This window comes from Synechococcus sp. PCC 7336, from assembly GCF_000332275.1.
GTDB lineage: Bacteria > Cyanobacteriota > Cyanobacteriia > Thermostichales > PCC-7336 > PCC-7336.
The window spans coordinates 4,366,887-4,385,550 of record NZ_CM001776.1 but is presented as its reverse complement, the minus strand read 5'-3'; the positions used below and the strand labels follow the sequence as shown (position 1 = coordinate 4,385,550).

The 18,664-nt window shown below is 54.3% G+C and carries 19 protein-coding genes and 1 tRNA gene; 12 read left to right on the top strand and 8 right to left on the bottom strand.

The window, feature by feature from the left end:
• Nucleotides 1–28 precede the first annotated feature (28 nt).
• The 5 genes from SYN7336_RS20715 to SYN7336_RS32480 all read left to right on the top strand — a co-directional run bounded on the left by SYN7336_RS20715 (nt 29) and on the right by SYN7336_RS32480 (nt 4,441).
• The gene (locus SYN7336_RS20715) at nt 29–1,852 is read left to right on the top strand and encodes an ABC transporter ATP-binding protein (RefSeq protein WP_017327857.1); all 1,824 of its coding nucleotides are present in this window, start codon (nt 29–31) and stop codon (nt 1,850–1,852) included.
• 178 nt (nt 1,853–2,030) lie between these two features.
• On the top strand, nt 2,031–2,669 hold the full coding sequence (locus SYN7336_RS28355; protein ID WP_017327856.1) for a pentapeptide repeat-containing protein: 639 nt from the start codon (nt 2,031–2,033) through the stop codon (nt 2,667–2,669).
• Between the two features lie 188 nt (nt 2,670–2,857).
• Nucleotides 2,858–3,544, top strand: a complete 687-nt coding sequence (gene deoC / locus SYN7336_RS20705) for a deoxyribose-phosphate aldolase (protein ID WP_026101192.1) — start codon at nt 2,858–2,860, stop codon at nt 3,542–3,544.
• A 137-nt stretch (nt 3,545–3,681) separates the two neighbouring features.
• Nucleotides 3,682–4,089, top strand: a complete 408-nt coding sequence (locus SYN7336_RS20700; RefSeq protein ID WP_017327854.1) for a pentapeptide repeat-containing protein — start codon at nt 3,682–3,684, stop codon at nt 4,087–4,089.
• Nucleotides 4,090–4,270: 181 nt separating this feature from the next.
• Nucleotides 4,271–4,441 carry a hypothetical protein gene (locus tag SYN7336_RS32480; RefSeq protein ID WP_017327853.1) on the top strand — a complete coding sequence of 57 codons (171 nt, stop codon included), beginning with the start codon at nt 4,271–4,273 and terminating at the stop codon, nt 4,439–4,441.
• On the opposite strand, the gene SYN7336_RS20690 is transcribed toward SYN7336_RS32480, so the two are convergent.
• On the bottom strand, nt 4,434–5,399 hold the full coding sequence (locus SYN7336_RS20690) for an NAD(P)H-dependent glycerol-3-phosphate dehydrogenase (RefSeq protein WP_227498552.1): 966 nt from the start codon (nt 5,397–5,399) through the stop codon (nt 4,434–4,436). The two genes, SYN7336_RS32480 and SYN7336_RS20690, sit on opposite strands and share 8 nt — an antisense overlap.
• Nucleotides 5,396–5,524 carry a hypothetical protein gene (locus SYN7336_RS32785; RefSeq protein WP_017327851.1) on the bottom strand — a complete coding sequence of 43 codons (129 nt, stop codon included), beginning with the start codon at nt 5,522–5,524 and terminating at the stop codon, nt 5,396–5,398. The genes SYN7336_RS20690 and SYN7336_RS32785 overlap by 4 nt, the downstream gene beginning before the upstream one ends.
• A gap of 150 nt (nt 5,525–5,674) precedes the next feature.
• On the opposite strand from SYN7336_RS32785, the gene SYN7336_RS20680 reads away from it, so the two are divergent.
• Both SYN7336_RS20680 and SYN7336_RS20675 read left to right on the top strand, forming a co-directional pair.
• The gene (locus SYN7336_RS20680; protein WP_017327850.1) at nt 5,675–6,751 is read left to right on the top strand and encodes an ABC transporter ATP-binding protein; all 1,077 of its coding nucleotides are present in this window, start codon (nt 5,675–5,677) and stop codon (nt 6,749–6,751) included.
• Between the two features lie 249 nt (nt 6,752–7,000).
• Nucleotides 7,001–8,152: an alanine--glyoxylate aminotransferase family protein gene (locus SYN7336_RS20675; protein WP_017327849.1), complete on the top strand. Its 1,152-nt coding sequence runs from the start codon at nt 7,001–7,003 to the stop codon at nt 8,150–8,152.
• 95 nt (nt 8,153–8,247) lie between these two features.
• Here the strand turns inward: SYN7336_RS20675 and SYN7336_RS20670 are convergent, their stop codons facing one another.
• The 3 genes from SYN7336_RS20670 to SYN7336_RS31290 form a co-directional block, all read right to left on the bottom strand.
• Complete coding sequence (locus tag SYN7336_RS20670) at nt 8,248–9,246, bottom strand: hypothetical protein (RefSeq protein ID WP_017327848.1); 999 nt, start codon at nt 9,244–9,246, stop codon at nt 8,248–8,250.
• A gap of 123 nt (nt 9,247–9,369) precedes the next feature.
• Nucleotides 9,370–10,350, bottom strand: coding sequence for a FecR family protein (locus SYN7336_RS28350; protein WP_017327847.1), 981 nt, complete (start codon nt 10,348–10,350; stop codon nt 9,370–9,372).
• 204 nt (nt 10,351–10,554) lie between these two features.
• Nucleotides 10,555–10,725: a hypothetical protein gene (locus SYN7336_RS31290; RefSeq protein ID WP_017327846.1), complete on the bottom strand. Its 171-nt coding sequence runs from the start codon at nt 10,723–10,725 to the stop codon at nt 10,555–10,557.
• Between the two features lie 164 nt (nt 10,726–10,889).
• Here SYN7336_RS31290 and SYN7336_RS20655 point away from each other — a divergent pair, with 164 nt between their 5' ends.
• Nucleotides 10,890–11,705 (top strand): SDR family oxidoreductase, encoded by an 816-nt coding sequence (locus tag SYN7336_RS20655; protein ID WP_017327845.1) that lies wholly within the window; start codon nt 10,890–10,892, stop codon nt 11,703–11,705.
• A gap of 55 nt (nt 11,706–11,760) precedes the next feature.
• Here SYN7336_RS20655 and SYN7336_RS20650 read toward each other — a convergent pair.
• Both SYN7336_RS20650 and SYN7336_RS20645 read right to left on the bottom strand, forming a co-directional pair.
• Nucleotides 11,761–11,845, bottom strand: a tRNA-Leu gene (locus SYN7336_RS20650).
• 102 nt (nt 11,846–11,947) lie between these two features.
• Nucleotides 11,948–12,904: a M23 family metallopeptidase gene (locus tag SYN7336_RS20645; protein WP_017327844.1), complete on the bottom strand. Its 957-nt coding sequence runs from the start codon at nt 12,902–12,904 to the stop codon at nt 11,948–11,950.
• 229 nt (nt 12,905–13,133) lie between these two features.
• On the opposite strand from SYN7336_RS20645, the gene SYN7336_RS20640 reads away from it, so the two are divergent.
• Nucleotides 13,134–14,255: a histidine kinase gene (locus SYN7336_RS20640; protein WP_017327843.1), complete on the top strand. Its 1,122-nt coding sequence runs from the start codon at nt 13,134–13,136 to the stop codon at nt 14,253–14,255.
• Between the two features lie 203 nt (nt 14,256–14,458).
• Complete coding sequence (locus SYN7336_RS27065; RefSeq protein ID WP_017327842.1) at nt 14,459–15,907, top strand: BamA/TamA family outer membrane protein; 1,449 nt, start codon at nt 14,459–14,461, stop codon at nt 15,905–15,907.
• A 45-nt stretch (nt 15,908–15,952) separates the two neighbouring features.
• Here the strand turns inward: SYN7336_RS27065 and SYN7336_RS20630 are convergent, their stop codons facing one another.
• Nucleotides 15,953–16,609 (bottom strand): hypothetical protein, encoded by a 657-nt coding sequence (locus tag SYN7336_RS20630; protein ID WP_017327841.1) that lies wholly within the window; start codon nt 16,607–16,609, stop codon nt 15,953–15,955.
• A 44-nt stretch (nt 16,610–16,653) separates the two neighbouring features.
• Between SYN7336_RS20630 and SYN7336_RS20625 the strand changes: the two genes are divergently transcribed.
• The gene (locus SYN7336_RS20625; protein WP_017327840.1) at nt 16,654–17,178 is read left to right on the top strand and encodes an adenine phosphoribosyltransferase; all 525 of its coding nucleotides are present in this window, start codon (nt 16,654–16,656) and stop codon (nt 17,176–17,178) included.
• A 778-nt stretch (nt 17,179–17,956) separates the two neighbouring features.
• Entirely contained in the window at nt 17,957–18,331 is a 375-nt protein-coding gene (locus SYN7336_RS31285) for a hypothetical protein (RefSeq protein ID WP_156820256.1), read from the top strand.
• The last annotated feature ends 333 nt before the right edge of the window (nt 18,332–18,664 follow it).

The following is an 18,664-nucleotide window of genomic DNA, read 5'->3' as shown; positions in this document are numbered from 1 at the left end:
CTCTCCACAATGTCGATCGAGCCACAGCATGAACTCCATCCAACGCGTGCTGTCCTTCTTTGCTCCCTATACGCTGGCAACCATTGCCATTTCATTGGGGGGCTTGTTATTCGCGTTCATCAATTTGCTCAGACCCTATCTATTAGGTCTGTTTGCCAACCTGCTCGCGCAGTCCGAGCCCATTCCAGGATATTTAGAACCCGGCATTCAGCTCCTATCTCCCCTCCTGGAGGGATGGGAGCCCCGACATCTGGCGATCGCCACGGTCTGCCTGCTATTTTTTAGTCTCAATTTAATCTCGCCGTTTGAGGATCTGTTTTCCCACTTACCCAAGCGAATGGTGGCCTTGCATATGGTTTCGCAACTGAACCAAGCCGCCTATCGCAAGGTGCTAACCCTCCCCCTGAGCTATTTCGAAAGCCATAACAGTGGCTTGTTGGTCTCGCGCTTGGAGCGGGCAATTTCTAAACTGCAATTGCTCTACATCAGCCTGGTGCAAAGTGGCATTTTAGTGGTCTCCACCCTCACTATTGCGATCGCCATGTTCTTTATTATCGACGTGCGATTGGGCTGGGTTTTCACCTTATCGATCGCGCTGTGTGCCACTATCATCTTCAAGCTATTTACCTTTTTACAGCCTTATGTGGCGTTTAGCGAACGCTTGCTCGACCGCAGTATGAGCCGTCTGGCCGAGGTGGTGCTGAATATCAAAACTGTGAAAGCATTTACTCAAGAGGTGCGGGAATACAAGCGGGGACAACACTGGCTCGATCGCTACGAGCGCTTTATGGCTCGCAAAACATTCGTGCGACTGTTTGCCACTGAAACCGTCATGTGGATGTTTCTCAATTTATCCTTGAGTGCGATCGTCGGCCTGAGTGCCTATCTGGCGATCCAAAACGAGATTTCTGTGGGAGGCATGATTACTGCCATTACCATTGCCCAAATTGTGCGGGCAGATGTGAGTCGCCTGCAAGAACCGACAGAACTCTTAACCACTAGCGTGAGCGCAATCGTCTGGTTGCACGAATTTCTCCACTTACCCCTCAAAGAACCCTCCAACCGCAGCCAAACTCGCCTCCCTAGAACTCCCGGACGCCTCTCCCTCCATCACATCTACTTTCGCTACCGACCCGAGCTTCCCCCCACCTTGATCGATCTCTCCCTCGACGTTCCCCCCTATGCCACTGTGGCTTTAGTGGGGCCGTCGGGCTCGGGCAAATCCACCTTGACCAAGCTGCTCTATCGATTTGCAGACCCTACCCGAGGAAGGATTCTATGGGATGGAAAAGATATTCGGCAGTTCCATTTGCAGCTCTATCGATCGCGCTTGGCCATGGTGCCGCAGGAAGTGGAGGTATTCAACGGGACAGTCATGCACAATCTCCTCTACGGTCGCCCCAAGTTCTCCCCAGAACAAGCGGTCGCAGCCGCTAAATTGGCCCGCGCCCACGACTTCATTGTGGAATTGCCTCGGGGCTATCACACCAATGTGGGTGAACGGGGAGTGCGTCTGTCGGGAGGACAGCGGCAGCGGTTAGGCATTGCTCGCGCCATTTTGATGCGACCGGCGGTGCTAATTTTGGATGAAGCCACCTCCAATCTCGATTCGGAATCGGAGCACCTGATTCAGCAGGCATTGCGCAATTTGCTAGGCACTTGCACCGTCATCGTCATTGCCCATCGCCTCTCTACCATCCGCGAAGCCGACATCATTGTGGTGATGGAAGGGGGGAGGATTGTGGAACGGGGTACCCACCAGGAACTGATGCGCTCGAATTTAGGGCTCTACCAACGCCTGCACAAATTGCAGATGGCCGAGAAGCGGTTAGCCAATCCGCAACACAGGTAACAATCGCACTACATTTACACTACATATTGAGTACAATCGAGATTTTACACTACATATTGAGTACAATCGAGATTGAAGGGTAGCCAATCCACTATATACGTGGTTTCAGACTCGGACTCTGCCGATCTGAATCCTGCGGGGTCACCCAGATGATTCTGCGTTTGCAGCAGGGGGTAATGTGTTTGTGCCATTGCGGTATGACTGGGGTGCAGCGATCGCAATCGCGGCGATCGCGACAGGGGCAGCCGTTCGTGCTGGAGAGTTCGATGCCATCCGTCAATTGCAGGTTACCGGCCAGTGCCAGACCTGTCAGCTCCAGCAAGCCAACTTTCAGGGGGCCGATTTGAGTTACGTCAAGTTAACCGGTGCCGATCTGCGCGGAGCCAAGTTTTATGGAGGCGGCCCGCTTCCAGCCAGTTTGGAGGGCAGCGATCTAGAAGGGGCCGATCTGAGGGATGCCGATTTGCGGTTGGTCAATTTGCGCGGCACCAATCTACAGGCTGCCAACTTGCGGAGGGCAAACTTGTTTGCGGCCGATCTGCGGGGTACCCAGTTGGCGGGAGCTGATTTGCGCGGAGCGAATTTATCGCAGGCGTTGGTGTTTGCCGAAGACTCTTCGGAGGTTGTATCGGAGATCGCGCCCTCTCGCCCGAGGGCGATCGTGGCGTCTAACGATGTGGGCGGCTGGCAACTGCAAACATCTCTGGAACGCGCTCCCACTTTACAGGTCTCGCTGCAAGGGGCAGTTTACAACGCATTCACTCAGTTTCCCGCAGGGTTCGATCCCGTCGCTGCAGGAATGCGCCTAGAACCTTAGTGGAGATCCTGCCAGAACTGTCACTTAGAGCATTTTCCAGGTTGGTGGTATACCTTCTGTACCGAAGGAAATTGGAGATTCTAGGTTTGAAAATTAGAGCGTACGTTGTCCACCTGAAAATTGCTCTATCCCAATACTCCGGTCGATCTTCGTTACAGTAATCGGTGTATCTGCGCTCCCTAACTGCCGTGCCCGATCGCCCCTCCGAGATCGATCTCGCCCCCTACATCGATCACTCTTTGCTCGATCCGATCGCCCCCCCCGAACGCATCGACGACCTCTGCCGACAGGCGGACCGATTTGGCTTTGCCAGCGTCTGCATTCTGCCCTGCCACGTCTCGCGAGCCGTCGAACTCCTGCACAACTGTCGACCTAAAGTCTCCACTGTGATTAGTTTTCCATTGGGGGCTTCCACCACCGCCGTTAAACTCTACGAAGCTCTAGAGGCTAAAGAGGCCGGGGCGCAGGAATTGGATGTGGTTCTGAACTTGGGCTGGCTCAAAGCGGGCAAGAGCGATCGCGTTCACGCTGAAATCGCTCGCATTGTCGAGGAGACGGGGCTGACCGTTAAAGCCATTTTGGAAATGACCGTGCTGACGGAGGCGGAAAAGCGCTTGGCAGCGGAGTTGTGTGCGGATGCTGGGGTGGCCTATTTAAAAACATCGACGGGCTGGCGCGGCGGAGCCACGCTGGCAGATGTAGCTCTGTTGCAGGAGGTGACGGGGGGGCAGGTGGGCATTAAGGCGTCGGGGGGCATTAAGACGGTGGAGGGGGCGATCGCATTGATTGAAGCTGGGGCCACGAGATTGGGCACGTCGCGAGGGGTGCAGTTAATGCAACAGTGGCGGGATCGAGCCTCGAAAGGGGCTGATTAGCCCGATCGAACAAATCCCATCTCCTCGTCAGCCCCAGAACTGGAGAAGGGACCGCTTGGTGATTTAATAAAGAGCAGTGCTGGGCCTTATCCAGCCGGTCTCTGACAATATATTAAATGCCTTTTGGGAGGGTCCGAATGGCCGCGGTTAGCAGCGTTGAAGAATTGCTCGAACAATATGCCTCAGGCGAACGAGACTTTCGCAACTCCAACTTGCGTGGAGCCAGTCTGTATAAGGCCAAGCTGTGGTTTGTGAACCTGCGCGGCTCCGATTTGACTGAAGCTGACCTGCGCGGTGCCGATCTGCGGCGGGCCAATATGATTGAAACCACCCTCCAGAATGCCGATCTGCGAGGCTCTAGCCTGCGCCGATCCAGTTTTGAACGGGCTGATTTAAGCGGGGCCAACCTAGAGCGGGCGGACTTGACCTCTGGGGCTAAGTTCATGGAAGCGAAGCTCGATGGCGCTAGCCTAGCCGGTGCAACCTACGACTCCTACACCAAATTCCCCGCTGGCTTCGATCCGCTAGCCGCTGGCTGCTGTTAGGTCTGAGTTCGATGACTCTGCATGGCCCTCACCCCCGGCCCCTCTCCCCTCGCGAAGCGTGGCGTCAGCCGTAAGTTTGGGAGAGGGGAGAAACAGCCGAAAATCCTTACGGGGCCTTGTTCCCCTGCCCCCAAAGTTGGGGGTAGGGGTTAGGGGAAGGGGGCCACAGGCATCTAGACAAATGGCCAATGTTTCGGAATATGAATTTCGCCAGCAGCATCAGAGTTGGTGGAAGGGGCTAGGGGATGGGGGCCAGACACTTGTCGAACTGATGTTGTTAGGCGATCGCCAGGACGCGATAGTGCGAGTCAGCTTGCGGGTCGATCGACAGGCAGCCGATCGGCTCAGCTAGAGACTTCCGATGTTAGTTCTCGGTCCATCAGTGCTTCGACTGCTGCAACTGGAGTATCGAGCCCCTGCAGCAGTCGGTTGACTTGACGGACAATCGGAACGGGAATGCCCTCGCGATGGGCAATTTCCAGCATTACCGGGGTCGTGTTGACCCCCTCCGCAGTCCCTGCTACGAGATCGAGAGCCTCTGCCAGCGATCGCCCCTCGGCCAAGTAATATCCCACCTGATAATTGCGACTGAGCAGCCCGCTGCAAGTGGCCAGTAAATCCCCTAACCCCGACAAACCGCTAAAGGTTTCTGCCCGAGCGCCAAAATGCAGGCCAATGCGCAGCATTTCGGCCAACCCTCGGGTAACCAGAGCTGCTTTGGCATTGGCCCCTAAGTCCAGACCGTCGCAGACACCGACGGCGATCGCCATAATATTTTTGAGGCTGCCCCCCAGTTCGGTGCCAATCGGATCGGTATTGGTGTAAATCCGAAAGCGATCGGAGGCCAAGGCCACCTGTACGGTAGCTGCCGCCAATTCGGAATCGCTCGCCACTACGGTAGCTGCAGGTAAACCGCGATCGATTTCTTGCGATAAATTCGGCCCCGACAATACGACGGCGGGATGTTCGGGAAATGCTTGCTGCCAGAGTTGCGAGGGCGTCTGCAACGTTGCTGCATCCAGCCCTTTGGTGGCACTGACCAGAATGCAGTCGGGGGCAAGCTGCCCCTGCTGTAGCTGTTCGATAACGCTGGAAACTCCCTGCATGGAGATCGCCGATAGGACAATCCCAGCCTCGCCCGCCACCTCAGCTAGGGATCGCTCCCCCCGCCGCGACCACAAGCGCACATCAGCCCCGTTAGAGCGAGCGAGTCCGGCCAAGGTCGTGCCCCAAGCTCCCGCTCCAAGAATGGCGATCGCCTGCGGGCGAACGGGCTTTCCCTCTCCTAGCACTTGTGGGCAGACGCTCAATCCCAACTCTCCTTGGCACTAGCACCCCAGTCTCTTTCAGTCACCCCCATCTCGCCCGCATGGAAGGCAATGGCGATGGTCATCACTTTACTCCAGCTCAGGTTACTCACCCAGATATCGGCCATTTTTCTCGGCTGCAATCGCCGTCGAACTGACGTTAGATCGGGCTCCCTACCTGCCAGAGTTATTGGTATTTGTTTGCAATTAGTGTGGGTATGCTTGAGAATGGATTGAGTATTCTTAACAGCTCGCTCGGTCGAGTCCAATTCCACTGCATGGCACCAGTTCTTATCATTGACGGCATTTGGAAGCACTATTTCCGAGGTCGGGATGTTTTACAGGATCTTTCGTTACAGCTAGAAGAAGGCGAGTTGTTGGGCTTGCTGGGTATCTCTGGCAGTGGCAAGACTACATTGTTGCGATTAATTGCTGGTTTTGAACGGCCCAATCGGGGACAGATTTTGATTCGCGATCGCGTTGTGGCCAGTCCCCACGATTGGGTTCCCCCCGAGCAGCGACAGGTGGGGGTGGTGTTTCAAGACTACGCCCTCTTTCCCCATCTAACCCTGAAGGAAAATGTCGCGTTTGGCCTGAAAAAATCTGCTGCGGCCAAATCGCTCTCAAAAGAGGTCGCTCGGCAGCAGGTGAAAGAGGCGATCGCGCTAGTGGGGTTGCAAGATTTTCAAGACCGATATCCAGCCGAGCTATCGGGGGGACAGCAGCAGCGGGTGGCTCTGGCGCGAGCCTTGGCCCCACAACCGCAACTTATTTTGTTAGATGAACCCTTTAGCAATCTAGATGCCGGTATTCGCTATCGCCTGAGACTGCAAGTGCGCGAGATTTTGTCTCGGGCCAATATTGCTGGGGTCTTTGTCACCCACGATCAGGAGGAGGCTCTCTCCATTTCCGATCGCGTAGCGGTGTTGCATAAAGGTCGGCTAGAACAATGCGATCGCCCCGAGACTATTTATCGCGCTCCCCGCACTCGCTTTGTGGCAGAGTTTGTGACCCAAGCCAATTTCCTCACAGCCAGTCGAACGGATGGGGGCTGGCAAACCGAGATTGGACTGTTGGGCGAGAACGAGGCTTCAGATCGCCCTGAGGATCGGGTTGAAGTGATGGTGCGGCAGGAGGACTGCAGCCTAGTGCCGGATGAGGCCAGCGAGGTCTACGTACGCGGGCGTCAGTTTCTGGGACACGAAGCGATTTACTGCTTGCAACTGCCGTCCGGTCGCGAGATGCACGTACGCCAACTGGACGAACTTCAGCCCATTCCCACAGGTGCCCGCATTCGTTTGGAGCTCAAGCCCGACTTTGCCCCCCAATGTTTTCCGGCCAACTCTGACATTTGAACCCACAATAATTACGATTGATTGAATTCGCCAGCGGCACCCATGCCAGTAGCAGGGGCAAAGGACAGGACTTTCTCGCAATGTAGAGCCATCGAACTCAGGTTCGATACAGGCTCTCGCGGTTCAGTGTGTATTGAATATTACAAAACCCAGCATTGCCGACATGAATGTGGGATAATTCAGCCTGGGTTTGTCTGGAGCAGCCTACCCCTCCAAACACCTCAACCTGCCGTATTTCTGCTGATTGAAATGACAGCCACCCTCGCCATCAACAACCGCCACCAGCTCTCTCTCGATCCCCTCAAAATGCCCGAGCGGCTGCTGTTGGGGCCGGGGCCGTCGAATGCCGATCCGGCGGTGTTGAATGCCATGACCACCCGGCAGGTCAGTCACCTAGATCCCGAGTTTTTAGCTCGAATGTCAGAAATTCAATCGCTGCTGCGCTACGTCTGGCAGACCGAAAATCAATTGACGATTCCGATTAGCGGCACCGGCAGTGCTGCGATGGAAGCCACCTTGGCTAATTCAGTCGAACCGGGCGATCGGGTGTTGGTAGGAGTCAACGGCTATTTCGGCCTGCGCTTGGTGGATATGGCGGGTCGCTACGGGGCAGAGGTGCAGACCATCCAACGCCCTTGGGGCGAAACGTTTACGCTGGCCGAGATTCGTCAGGGGCTGGAGCAACACCGTCCGGCGATTTTGGCGCTGGTGCATGCAGAAACCTCTACGGGGGCCTGTCAGTCGCTAGACGGGGTGGGGGACCTGTGTCGCGAGTTCGATTGTCTGTTACTGGTCGATACCGTCACCAGCATGGGGGGCGTGCCCCTTTACATTGACGATTGGGGCATCGATCTCGCCTATAGTTGCAGCCAAAAATGCCTCAGTTGCCCTCCCGGTATTTCCCCCTTTACGATGGGGCCCAGGGCGATCGAGAAGTTGAATCGGCGCTCTAGCCAAGTGGCCAACTGGTATTTGGATATGTCGCTGGTGAGCAAGTATTGGGGCAACGATCGCACCTACCACCACACCGCCCCCATTTCCATGACCTACGCACTGCGAGAAGGGTTGCGCCTGATTGCCGATGAAGGCTTGGCAGCCCGTTGGAAGCGCCACCGAGACACGGCAGAATATCTCTGGTCTGGTTTGACTGAGATTGGCTTGGATTGTTATGTCGAGCGTCAGGATCGGCTGCCCACCCTAACAACAGTTCGCATTCCCGACGGGGTGGATGGCAAGGCTGTTTTCCTCAAGCTGTTGAATGAGGACAATATCGAGATTGGCAATGGCTTGGGAGATTTGACCGGTCGTGTGTGGCGAATTGGTTTGATGGGCGCAAACAGCAGCCGCGAGAATGTGGATCGGGTGCTGGAGGCGTTGCCCAGGGCAATCGCCGCAGTTTAGCTCCCTTCGATTCCAATCGCTGTCATCCTTCTGCTGGCCGAGCTGACCTACAGCATTCGGGCCAGCTTGGCTTTGCAACTTGAAATGCCAGCCCCTTAACGCCTTCCCCCCACTGGCAGACTGGTGGTCAAGCCCAGTCCGTAGGAGAACTCGTCGTAATCGCGATCGTTGTCGGTGGAAAGGTTGTTGGTAAAGGACGCGAACCCGCGCACCGTCAGGGCGGAATTGATGGCGTATCTCACCTCGCCTCGCACTTGGTTATTGAGATCGGTGCGGGGGACATCCTCGAAGCTACTGAGCAGTATCCGGTAGTTGAAGCGTCCTTGCAGGCGGCTGGACAAGGGATACAACAGCGATACGTTCATGCTATTGCCGAGGCGATCGAGATCGTTCTCACTGGTCAGGCTGCCATCCAATTGGTAGAAATAGCGTATAAATAAGTCGTTATCGAAAAAGAAGCGAAAGCTGCCAATCTGAAATCGTGCCGTCAAGCTGCGAAAATCGTCATTGTCAAACGAGAAAAACTGTTGGCCGATCAGCTCCACGCGGGTAAACGCAAAGGGTGCAAAATCCCAGTTCACTCCAATCGAGCCGCTGATAAAGCCAAACTCCAGATCGTTGCGATCGGCATAAAAGCCATTGCCGCCGCTGAGGCTGGCGATCAACTGTGCGTTTTGCGCGATCGATGGCGAGGCGACAAACGTGACGCTAGGCAAGAATACTAGATCGGCATCGGGGTCTGGCTCGAAAGCAGCATTGGTGGAGCCGCGCACCTCCATATCCACAAACAATCGAAACGGACTCGGTCCAGACGGTTCCTCGGCTACGGGCTGCAGCGGGATTGGTCCCAGATCGGGCTCTTCTTCCAATGCCTCTAGCAACAGCTGCAGGCCGCGATCGCCCGTCGCGATCGCTTCCGACTCCCGCTCGCCATTCTCACTTTCTTCCTCTTCAGTCTCGATCGCTGTTGGAGGCGATTGAGCCCAGGCGATGGGGTGAATTCCCACAGTAAGGGCGAGTCCCCACCCCAGTCCAACCACCCAGGAGCGGATGAGCTGACTGGAGTGCATCTCGAACTGATTGAACTGGGGCATAGCGCACCTCGAACGAGCAAACGGTATTGAACGAATTGAGCAGGTGTGAGGAGGTGAGAAATCGTTAAGACTATCCCGAACAGTTCCAAGCGAGGCTGGCAGACGAGCACCCGCAATGACCACTTATGGTGCAGAAAGCCCATTCACTGAATCTAACTGCCCGTTATCGATTGGCCCGTTATCGATGGGTCCGTTATCGATGGGTCCGTTATCGATGGGTCCGTTATCGATAGGTCCGGGATCGATAGGTCCGGGATCGATAGGTCCGGGATCGATTGGCCCAGGATCGATGATTGGTGGAATAGAGGGTACGCTGTTGGTTTCGAAGAGGAACTCGTTTAACTGTTCTCGATTGTCGAAGGGGTCGGGACCGAGCGATCGGAAAAATTCTTCTCTAGCGTCCTCCGGCGCATTGACCGAGACCACCTGCTGACATTCCTGCTCTACTGCCGACGATGGAAACGCACCCGAGCACAGATCGGCTAAGAGCGGTGCATTGTCAATCACGAAGAGCGGATCGAATCGAGCCAAACTGACTAATTCTCCATCAATCACTAGGGCCACATGTCCTGGAGGCAGTCGGCCAATTTCTGCTCCGGCCAAGTTGAGCAGGATGAGGGGTCTGGCATTGAAGTTAAAAAACACATCGATGGTGCTGCCATCTCGATTGCGCGAAATCGTTAGGAAAAAGCTGCCTTGCACCGCAGCGACTGCTGCAGGCGTACTCAAGCGCCCTCCTCCCGCCCCTGGCGGCGTCACAACTGCCGCGACGCCCTCTTCTAATAAAAATTGCCGTCCGCCCGCTTGAAATTGAAACAGCGAATTTTGACCGACCCGCACCAATGAATCGTCATTAAAAATGAGTTGTGCCTGCGAAGCGACTCCTGTGGCTAGGCGATCGCGCTCCACCAACTGGTCGTCAATTTGAGCCTCTCTAGGAGAAGTCCCTTGCAATTCCACCGTGACCTGATTGGCAATCCGATCGACACGAGCTTGCGTTAGGGCTTCTTGGGCATTTGCAGAGATGGATACCAGAGGTAGGCAGGCAGCTAGCGCGATCGCCGCCCCTAAATTTATCCTCAAACCGTCGAGCCGCTTGTCCATGCCATCACTCCCACCAGCCCCCCAACACCCGGGAGTCTTGAGGGCAAGATTTTGTCGAGGTTCGATACGTACATTTGCTTACTGTGCTATCTGCAGACCTTATCCTGCGGAATCCACTGAAGTGCAAAGCGTACCAGAACATATTTAGTCACTATACCGAACGGGGAAGTGTCGTGACTCGAGCTCAATCTTTAGTAACGACCTTCAGTAACGGCGGCGGCGGATCGAAGTGGACTTTTTCCGCATGCGACGAATGCCGGACGCAATTTGGTCGTACCAGCGGCGTACCACAAAATTGACCTCCATGCGAATGGGGTCGCGGGTGAAGTAGAGATAGAGTGTAAAGCCGATGTAAAGCAGAAATAGAAAAGTCATCCAACCGCGTTCCCGATCGAGTGAAGGGTGTCTAGTGTGCCACGTATCTATAGTGTGTCACGAATCTTTAGACTGTCACGGATCTATCCCGCGCAGCCCCACCGACTGCTCTTCTAGCTCTCAATCCTGCAGAATGGTAAGAGATTGCATTGGCACGAGAGCTCATGTCCAAAGTTGTGATGGTTACGGGCGCGTCGGCTGGCATTGGACAAGCAACTGCTGCCGCATTTGCCCGGAGGGGATATCGACTGGCGATCGCCGCCCGCACTGCCGCCCCCCTCAAGGAAGTGGCGATCGCCCTCGAAAAAGACTTCAATGCCGAGGTGCTAGCCATCCCCACTGATGTCACCGACCCAGAACAAGTTCGGCAGCTCGTGGAGGCTACGCGCGATCGCTACGGGGCAATCGACATTTTGGTCAACAATGCCGGAATTTGCGCCAGCGGCCCGTTTGCAGAAATGTCGCTGGAGCAATTACAGCAGTTAATGGAGGTTAATTTCTGGGGCTACGTCCACACCATTCAAGCTGTCTTGCCCCACATGCTGCAGCAGAACAACGGTCAAATCGTCAACGTGGGCTCGTTCGGCGGCAAAATGCCTCTCCCTCGCATGGCAGCCTACTGCGCCAGTAAATATGCCGTAACGGGGCTGACAGAAACACTGCGATTGGAGCTCGAACCCCAAGGAATTCAAATCATCGGCGTGCATCCAGGGGTGGTGAATACGAGCTTCTTAGAGCGGGCCATCTTTGTCGGGGACGCGGCCAGCAGCAATGGCGGCAGTGCTCGCCAGCAAATGGAAGCGACGCTCGATAGCATGGTGGCCCAACAACCGGAAGAGATTGCCGAGGCGATCGTCCGTGCCAGTACGACCGGCCAAAAAGATGTGGTGGTCGGTCCCCTGCAGGTCGCCACCGCCGCCTATCAACTCTTGCCGGGAATTGTCGGTCCGTTAATGAGCCGCTTGCCGCGCAACCGATGACAGATCGGCGATCGCCAACCCGAACGATCGACTTGCAGCGAGATATCGATGGAGATGCGGAACCCGGGACTTGAACCCGGAAGTCCGAAAAGGACACTAGAACCTGAATCTAGCGCGTCTACCAATTCCGCCAGTTCCGCCCGACGCTTTTCAAACATGCCGGATTGCCCGTTCTGCTGTCAAGCCAATCGATAAATCGATCGCCGATCGGCGCTAAAACCGTTCCCCATCCCAGCGAGAGGTCATTCAATTTTTCCATAGCGCCAGGGCACCGGATCGACAGCCACGTTATGGACGTACAAGCCCCAGTGCAAGTGAGGGCCCGTACTCGCCCCAGTCGAACCCACCTGACCGATGGGCGTGCCAGCAGTCACCCTTTCCCCTTCGCTGACGCTGATGCGATTTAAGTGCAAAAAAATACTGACCACCCCCTGCCCGTGATCGATGCCCACGGTATTGCCGTGGATCGCAAACCCCTCTGCCTCGCGCCCAACTAGAGCAATGCGACCGGCCGCAGGCGCGTAGACCGGTGTCCCCGTGGCTGCTGCATAATCGACCCCGCGATGGTAATAGTCGCGGGCAAAGACGCCATTGTAGTAGCGCCGCACCCCGTAAATGCTGCTCACTGCCCCTTGGGTGGGTCGCAAAAACGACCCCTGCCAAAGCTGCTCGGGCGAGACAATCGCCTTAAAGGCACTGACCGCATCCCATTCCAATTGAGTGGCCTGCAAACCCCCTTCGCGCACGGTAATCGACTGGGTGGGAAACTGGCGATCGCGCAGGAGTGTCGATAGTTGCTGCTGCTGTCCCGCGACTGTCACTACAATGTTGCGGGCACCGGGCCGATCGAGGGGAGAAGTGGGAACGAGCGCTCGATAGGTCGTCAGTCCGCGCTCGTCTGCAGCCACAGCGACAAACACAGGAAACTGGCGATCGCCCATCGCCACTTGAGGAACCTCGCCGCCTGTAGGAATTTGAATGCGCACGGTCAGCGTATCGCCCAATTGAGGAGAAAGAGGAGTAACAGTAGCCGCGATCGAATTGGCCGCGATAGGCGTATTGGGAGTGGCAGCAATCTCGGCGGACAAGACAGCAGGATCGCGAGCCAGAACTGCTGGCTCTATCCCGAACGCCGCCCATCCTCCAGCACTCGCCAGACAGATAGAGACCCCCCACCCCAACCAGGCTTGACCATTCATGACTGCCACCTGCGATCGCCATCCACAAAGCTCTATGACGATACTGTAGCCGAGGAGGAGGCCGACGCCGAGGTGTTGCGAAACATGACAGCCACAGGAACCTTCGACCGACAGGTTTGTAAGCTTGTCGTAAACTGGAAGAAAATCTTAAGAAAACTTGAGATATCCAAGTAGAATGACTTGAGACCGATTGAGATGATTGCAAGTTTTTGAGCTTAAACCCAGCGTTATGGCGGTTTCGGAAGACTATTCGACAGCACTAACCCTGCGACTCTTGGTGTTTGTAGACCGCCGTGCCGGTGCCCGAGAGTTGATTCAGCGCATTCGGCAGCAACTGGAGCATTTGTCCGGTGACTATCCCACTCAGATTGAATTGGTGGAGGTAGGAGAGCGTCCCTATTTAGTCGAGCATTACAAGCTCGTGGCTACCCCCGCTCTGGTCAAAACCCATCCTACTCCTGCCCAGGTCTTGGCAGGCAAAGATTTAGCTTCGCAGTTAGAGGTTTGGTGGCCCCGCTGGCAAGGGCAACTGCAGCTTTTAGATGAAGATCGCGATGCCGAAGAGCGAGGGGAAGTTCTGGAGCAGACAGCGGAGTTGTTACAACTCTCTGAAGAAGTCTTCAAGTTGCGGCAGCAGCAAGTGGAATTAAAAGAGCAATTGCTGTTTAAAGATCGCATCTTGGCGATGTTGGCCCACGACCTGCGCAACCCACTGTCAGCCGCGTCAATGGCGATCGAAACTCTAGAACAGAACCAAGGCAAACTCACCCCCGAGTTGAGCGAGCAGTTATTCGGTCACGCCCGCACTCAAACTCGGGTGATGGAGAGCATGATTGCCGATCTTTTGGAGGCGGCGCGGGGGACATCCTCCGAATTGAGTTTGTCCACGGCTGAATTGCCATTTGCCGACCTCTGTCGAGAGGCGATCGAGGAAGTTGCCCAGCGAGCTGCAGCCAAGAAACTGACCCTCAAAACCGATATTCCAGATGTATTGCCCACCGTCCACGCCGATCGCGACAAAATTCGGCAAGTGTTGATGAATCTCTTGGACAACGCGATTAAATACACTCCCGAGAACGGCACCATCTGCTTGGCGGCCTTACACCGCACCAGCCAAAAAGTCGAAGTGAGTGTCACCGATACAGGACCGGGAATCCCGGCGGAGGCTCGAGAACGAGTCTTTAGCGATATGGTCCGTCTCGCGCGCGATCGCAACAGCGAAGGCTACGGCATCGGTCTTTTCCTCTGTCGCCGCATCATCCGCTCCCATTACGGTCGCATTTGGGTCAATTCGGAACCGGGGGAAGGCAGCAGCTTTCACTTCACCCTGCCGGTTTATCGAGTGCAGTAGGCGATCGCAGTCGTCGAGCACGATTGTATCGGGTCTTCCTCAAGCATCGAACGGAGCTTGCCCTCCCGCACGAGTGCGAGCCATCCCAGCCACATGCGTATAGGATGCTTCGTATGAATGCTGCTCGGAATTGTTCGGGCTGAGGGGATTGTGTGCCATTGGGCATGCTAGAGCCTAGGGTGAGGGTCACAAGGAGCAATCGCATGCAAATCGTGGATAAGTCAGTGTTGCTGGCGGGTTGGGGGGCAGCGATCGCGGCCCTGATGTTCGGCCCCGAACTGGCGGGAACAGCCGCTTGGGGACAACCCTCTACCGATTGGATTGGGAATTCTGGGCTTGGCAATTCTGGCGAGGCGATCGCCGACCCCCCTGCCATCTATGCCGAGCAGATGCCAGAAAATCACAGCAGCGTTCTACTGAGTGAAGCGGGCGGCGAGGGCGAAGGAACTGGCGCAGAGGTTTCGCCCCAGTCTGGCAATGGCTCGATCCCGCAGTCAGATCGCGGCGATCGCCTCCAATTTGGTTTTGGCAGCGACGATCCTCGGGGGTTTGGGTACGGCTTTGGCTCGCGTCTGGTGGAACCGACTGCTCTGTTTGGAGGAACCCGCATTCAGACCGTTTCAGCAGAAGCACTACGAGACCTGTTTTTCCCCGTTAGAGGATATGTCCAGCAGGGGTTGGGACCCAATCAAAGACTCTTGCTGGAGTTGCTAGGGGATCTCGATCTCAATGCTGTGGCTGCCGATTTGGTTTACTCCATTTCTCCAGCAGGCTTGCCAGGGACTTTTTCCCTCAATCTGCAAAGTCAGAGTAATTTAGCGGGGGCGTTTGAAAATGGGGATACGAATGTTTCCTTACCGAGCGGTGCCGACCCTCACGTCAATCAATGGGGGGGCGGACTGGAATATTTTCAAGCCCTGACACCGCAATTCGATATTGCCTCGGGCATTAACTACCGAGTGGTCTCGGTTCGCAACGGCGTGTTTTCCAATGATGTTTTCTCGGTGGACGAGCTGGGCAACCCAGTCACTGTGAGTGATGACGGTATCGATCCCCTTTTGTCGGTCAATCTTGCCGCCGTCTTAAATGCAGTGGACGATCGCACCTTTCCCACTCGCGGCACTCGGTTGAGATTTAGTCTCGAACAATCGATTCCAATTGGCGATGCCGATATCGAGATGACTCAGTTAGCCGCCAATGTCTCTCAATTTATTCCTCTGTTGGGGTCTGAAAATCCACACATCCTAATTCTCAATGCTCAGGGGGGCACGATTCTGAATGATGTGCCCCCTTATGCGGCCTTTTCTTTGGGCGGCAATAGCACGATACGGGGATTCGATACTGGCGATGCAGGGACGAGTAGCAGCTTCGTTCAGGCTACGGTTGAATACCGCTATCCGATTTCTTCTTTCACCGTGTTTGGTTCTGACATCAAGGTCAGGGGAGCGGTGTTTGTCGATTATGGCGATACTCTCGGCACCCAAGGTGAAGTCATTGGCCAACCGGGCGAAGCGAGAGACAAAGATGGCGAAGGGTTGGGGTACGGTTTGGGGTTTCACTTTCGCACCGCTTTCGGGCTGTTTCGATTGGAGCCTGCCTTGAGCGATAACGGTGACTTCAACTTTCATTTCTCGGTGGGCGATCGCTTCTGACCACTCGGCATGAGATCTCAGATCTGAAGTTCCCCTTGGGGTCAGTCAGCGATCGCGCGGCTGAAGGTCCTGAAAAATATCAACAAGTGATGACATTTCGATCGCCACTATTGGGACGGCTATGCCGATGGCGAGGACGAGTTTGTCGGCCAGTTTCAGGCCGAGTGGCTTCACCCAAGCCGCACTTTGCCAGAGGGGGATTGCCGAGCTGAGGGCAACGTATAGAAAGCTGTCGATCGCCAGACCGCTCGCCAGTGCGATCGCCATTGCTGCCCAACTGGGTCTGGCTGGGCTAGAGCTGGCGAGCACTTGATAGATCGATACAGTAGCGATCGCCGCGATTAGGATGGGGATGCCAGCATTGAAGGTTTCCTCAATGCCATATGTGTTGGGCGATCCCCAGGTTGTGGCTGCTGCTGCGATCGCGGCACCAGCGAGGAGAAAGGTGGCGATCGCCTGCCGCGCAAACTTGAGACCGAAGCGGGTGTAGCCCAATAAGATTCCCACTTGCAGGGCGGCGAGTAGGGCGGGTTCGAGGGTTGTGAAGAGCCAGGGAGTTTGCCAGAGGCCGTCGAGGAGGAGCCAGAGGGGGATGGAGATAGCGGCGATCGCGCCGACCTGAATCCATTGGCCTGCTGTGGCACAGAGCCGGATTGAACTGGCCAGCAGCGCCATCAGGCTGATTTGGATGAGGGCATTCATATTAGAATCGCTGTCGTTGGTATGGCTTGCGAGGACTGACTCTGATGGATCTCAAATCCTTGATTCGCAGTGTTCCCGATTTTCCCAAGCCGGGGATTGTGTTTCGGGATATTACCACGCTGCTTAGCGATCCCCAGGGGTTGCAGGTGACGATCGATCGGCTGTACGAGCGGTTTGCTGACAGTCGGGTGGATTATGTGGTGGGGGCCGAGTCGCGGGGGTTTATGTTTGGGACGCCGCTGGCGTATCGGTTGGGGGCGGGGTTTGTGCCGGTGCGCAAGCCGGGGAAGTTACCGGCGGATACTCTGAGTGAGGAATACAGTCTGGAGTACGGGACCGATTGTTTGGAGATTCATGTGGATGCGTTTGAGTCGGGGAGTCGAGTGGCGATCGTGGATGATTTGATTGCTACGGGGGGGACGGCGTTGGCAACGGCTAATCTGGTGCGGCAGGCGGGGGCTGAATTATGTGGGTTTGGTTTTGTGGTAGAGCTGAGTTTCTTGAATGGACGCGAGCTTTTGCCTAATGATGTGCCGATTCATAGTTTGATTTCTTATCCTAGCGAGTAATCAACTACTTCGATTTTCACCACTCTGGAAATGCTGATAGCTCAAAACAGTTATCGCCCAAGCAATAAGAGTGATAGTGCAAGTTAATACTCTGGAACCTTTTGTATGGCATTGGATATCGCGATAGCGGTGCTTATCTCAATTCAGCGTCTTAATATAATTTAAAGATTTTCACGATCTAGACAACCTACTTGTAGGTATGCTATCTCCATTGTCTGGCTGAAGGTCGAACACAATTGTTCTATTTGCTTTATGGTCTAATTAGAATATGAGTCTACTGCGACTTATCTGTGTTTATTGAACATGCTTGATGATGAGCATAAGATGCTCGGGAATATTTTGGATATGTTCTAAGAGTAATGTTCATTTGATGCTATTCATTACATGGCAGTCAAAGGTACTCTGAATGTCTACTTACTACTAAATCATCAACTCTCTCGCTTGACTTTAGTGACGGGGTGCTAAATGCTCTTAAGTTCCGACTTTTATTTATTCTATTATCCAGATATCTCACTACGAAGATGATTAATGGAACAACCAAGATTTTTCTGTTTCTAGACTAAGCAAGGTTTTCAGTGATAGAGTGTTCTTCTGGCTATAGAAAGGCAAGTTTCATCCCTCTGGCTTTCTATCCCTGCCTACGAAATAATCAAGAATTTCAGGCTCCATGCCAAAACTGTCCGAACCACTGCTCAACCTGCCAGCAGGGCAATAAAGTTTCGTCTTGCACTTGAGTTAAATAAATTCATTTGTTTCTGGCCATATAAGGAGATTTATTATGCAAACAACAACGCTAACAGTAAACTATTTAGACTTCACTCTTGGATTTAACTGCACTGCTGTGCCAGACACAATCTGCTTCTGCTGTCCAAACAAAGATACACTCGTGAGTGAAAACGCTGCTCAAGTACTTTCAACCAAAACAGGTAAGAATTCTTTCTCTAACCCGCCATGTAGTACGGATTTAGATCCTAATGATTTAGTGGATTTGCTTATAGTCGATCCTAGTAATGGTAATCGAATACTATTTACTATTGATAATATACACCTCGATAGTCCTGGAACATTGATCCGAGATGCAGTCGCAAGGTATTCAGGTATTGCCCTCTGCACACATGCAAAAGTAGAAATCACGGTTGCGTTGAATACATAAGCTTTATCTTGAAAATTTAACTATGACCTCGTCCACGTAGAAACCTGGATTTTTCTGGAGGCAGTTGCTGGAGACTGAAACCACTACTCCGCAAGTGCTTTGGCCCTATTTTTAACGCTACATTTTTCTGAATACACATAGTTTGTGTTACGTTTTATTAAAGTGAAAAAATTTCAAGAAATTAAATCTTAGTGTAGTATAATGACTTCAATATGTATTGAAGTCTGGACTAAATTTTAGCCTTCCTACAGAAAGCTCAACTAATTCCCTTTGGGTTAGCTGTATTTATCTGCTTGAGCTGAGCGTGTTAATAGGGAGGGTATTAAAACTCTT

What these genes read in the sequence shown, in the direction of transcription:
- SYN7336_RS20715 (WP_017327857.1), top strand. Translation starts at nt 29, where the DNA reads ATGAACTCCATCCAACGCGTGCTGTCCTTCTTTGCTCCCTATACGCTG.
- SYN7336_RS20680 (WP_017327850.1), top strand. Translation starts at nt 5,675, where the DNA reads ATGGCACCAGTTCTTATCATTGACGGCATTTGGAAGCACTATTTCCGA.
- SYN7336_RS27065 (WP_017327842.1), top strand. Translation starts at nt 14,459, where the DNA reads ATGCAAATCGTGGATAAGTCAGTGTTGCTGGCGGGTTGGGGGGCAGCG.
- SYN7336_RS31290 (WP_017327846.1), bottom strand. Translation starts at nt 10,725, where the DNA reads ATGACTTTTCTATTTCTGCTTTACATCGGCTTTACACTCTATCTCTAC.
- SYN7336_RS32785 (WP_017327851.1), bottom strand. Translation starts at nt 5,524, where the DNA reads ATGGCCGATATCTGGGTGAGTAACCTGAGCTGGAGTAAAGTGATGACC.
- SYN7336_RS20645 (WP_017327844.1), bottom strand. Translation starts at nt 12,904, where the DNA reads ATGAATGGTCAAGCCTGGTTGGGGTGGGGGGTCTCTATCTGTCTGGCG.
- SYN7336_RS20640 (WP_017327843.1), top strand. Translation starts at nt 13,134, where the DNA reads ATGGCGGTTTCGGAAGACTATTCGACAGCACTAACCCTGCGACTCTTG.
- SYN7336_RS32480 (WP_017327853.1), top strand. Translation starts at nt 4,271, where the DNA reads ATGGCCAATGTTTCGGAATATGAATTTCGCCAGCAGCATCAGAGTTGG.
- SYN7336_RS31285 (WP_156820256.1), top strand. Translation starts at nt 17,957, where the DNA reads ATGCAAACAACAACGCTAACAGTAAACTATTTAGACTTCACTCTTGGA.
- SYN7336_RS20670 (WP_017327848.1), bottom strand. Translation starts at nt 9,246, where the DNA reads ATGCCCCAGTTCAATCAGTTCGAGATGCACTCCAGTCAGCTCATCCGC.
- SYN7336_RS20625 (WP_017327840.1), top strand. Translation starts at nt 16,654, where the DNA reads ATGGATCTCAAATCCTTGATTCGCAGTGTTCCCGATTTTCCCAAGCCG.
- SYN7336_RS28350 (WP_017327847.1), bottom strand. Translation starts at nt 10,350, where the DNA reads ATGGACAAGCGGCTCGACGGTTTGAGGATAAATTTAGGGGCGGCGATC.
- SYN7336_RS20700 (WP_017327854.1), top strand. Translation starts at nt 3,682, where the DNA reads ATGGCCGCGGTTAGCAGCGTTGAAGAATTGCTCGAACAATATGCCTCA.
- SYN7336_RS20630 (WP_017327841.1), bottom strand. Translation starts at nt 16,609, where the DNA reads ATGAATGCCCTCATCCAAATCAGCCTGATGGCGCTGCTGGCCAGTTCA.
- SYN7336_RS20655 (WP_017327845.1), top strand. Translation starts at nt 10,890, where the DNA reads ATGTCCAAAGTTGTGATGGTTACGGGCGCGTCGGCTGGCATTGGACAA.
- SYN7336_RS20675 (WP_017327849.1), top strand. Translation starts at nt 7,001, where the DNA reads ATGACAGCCACCCTCGCCATCAACAACCGCCACCAGCTCTCTCTCGAT.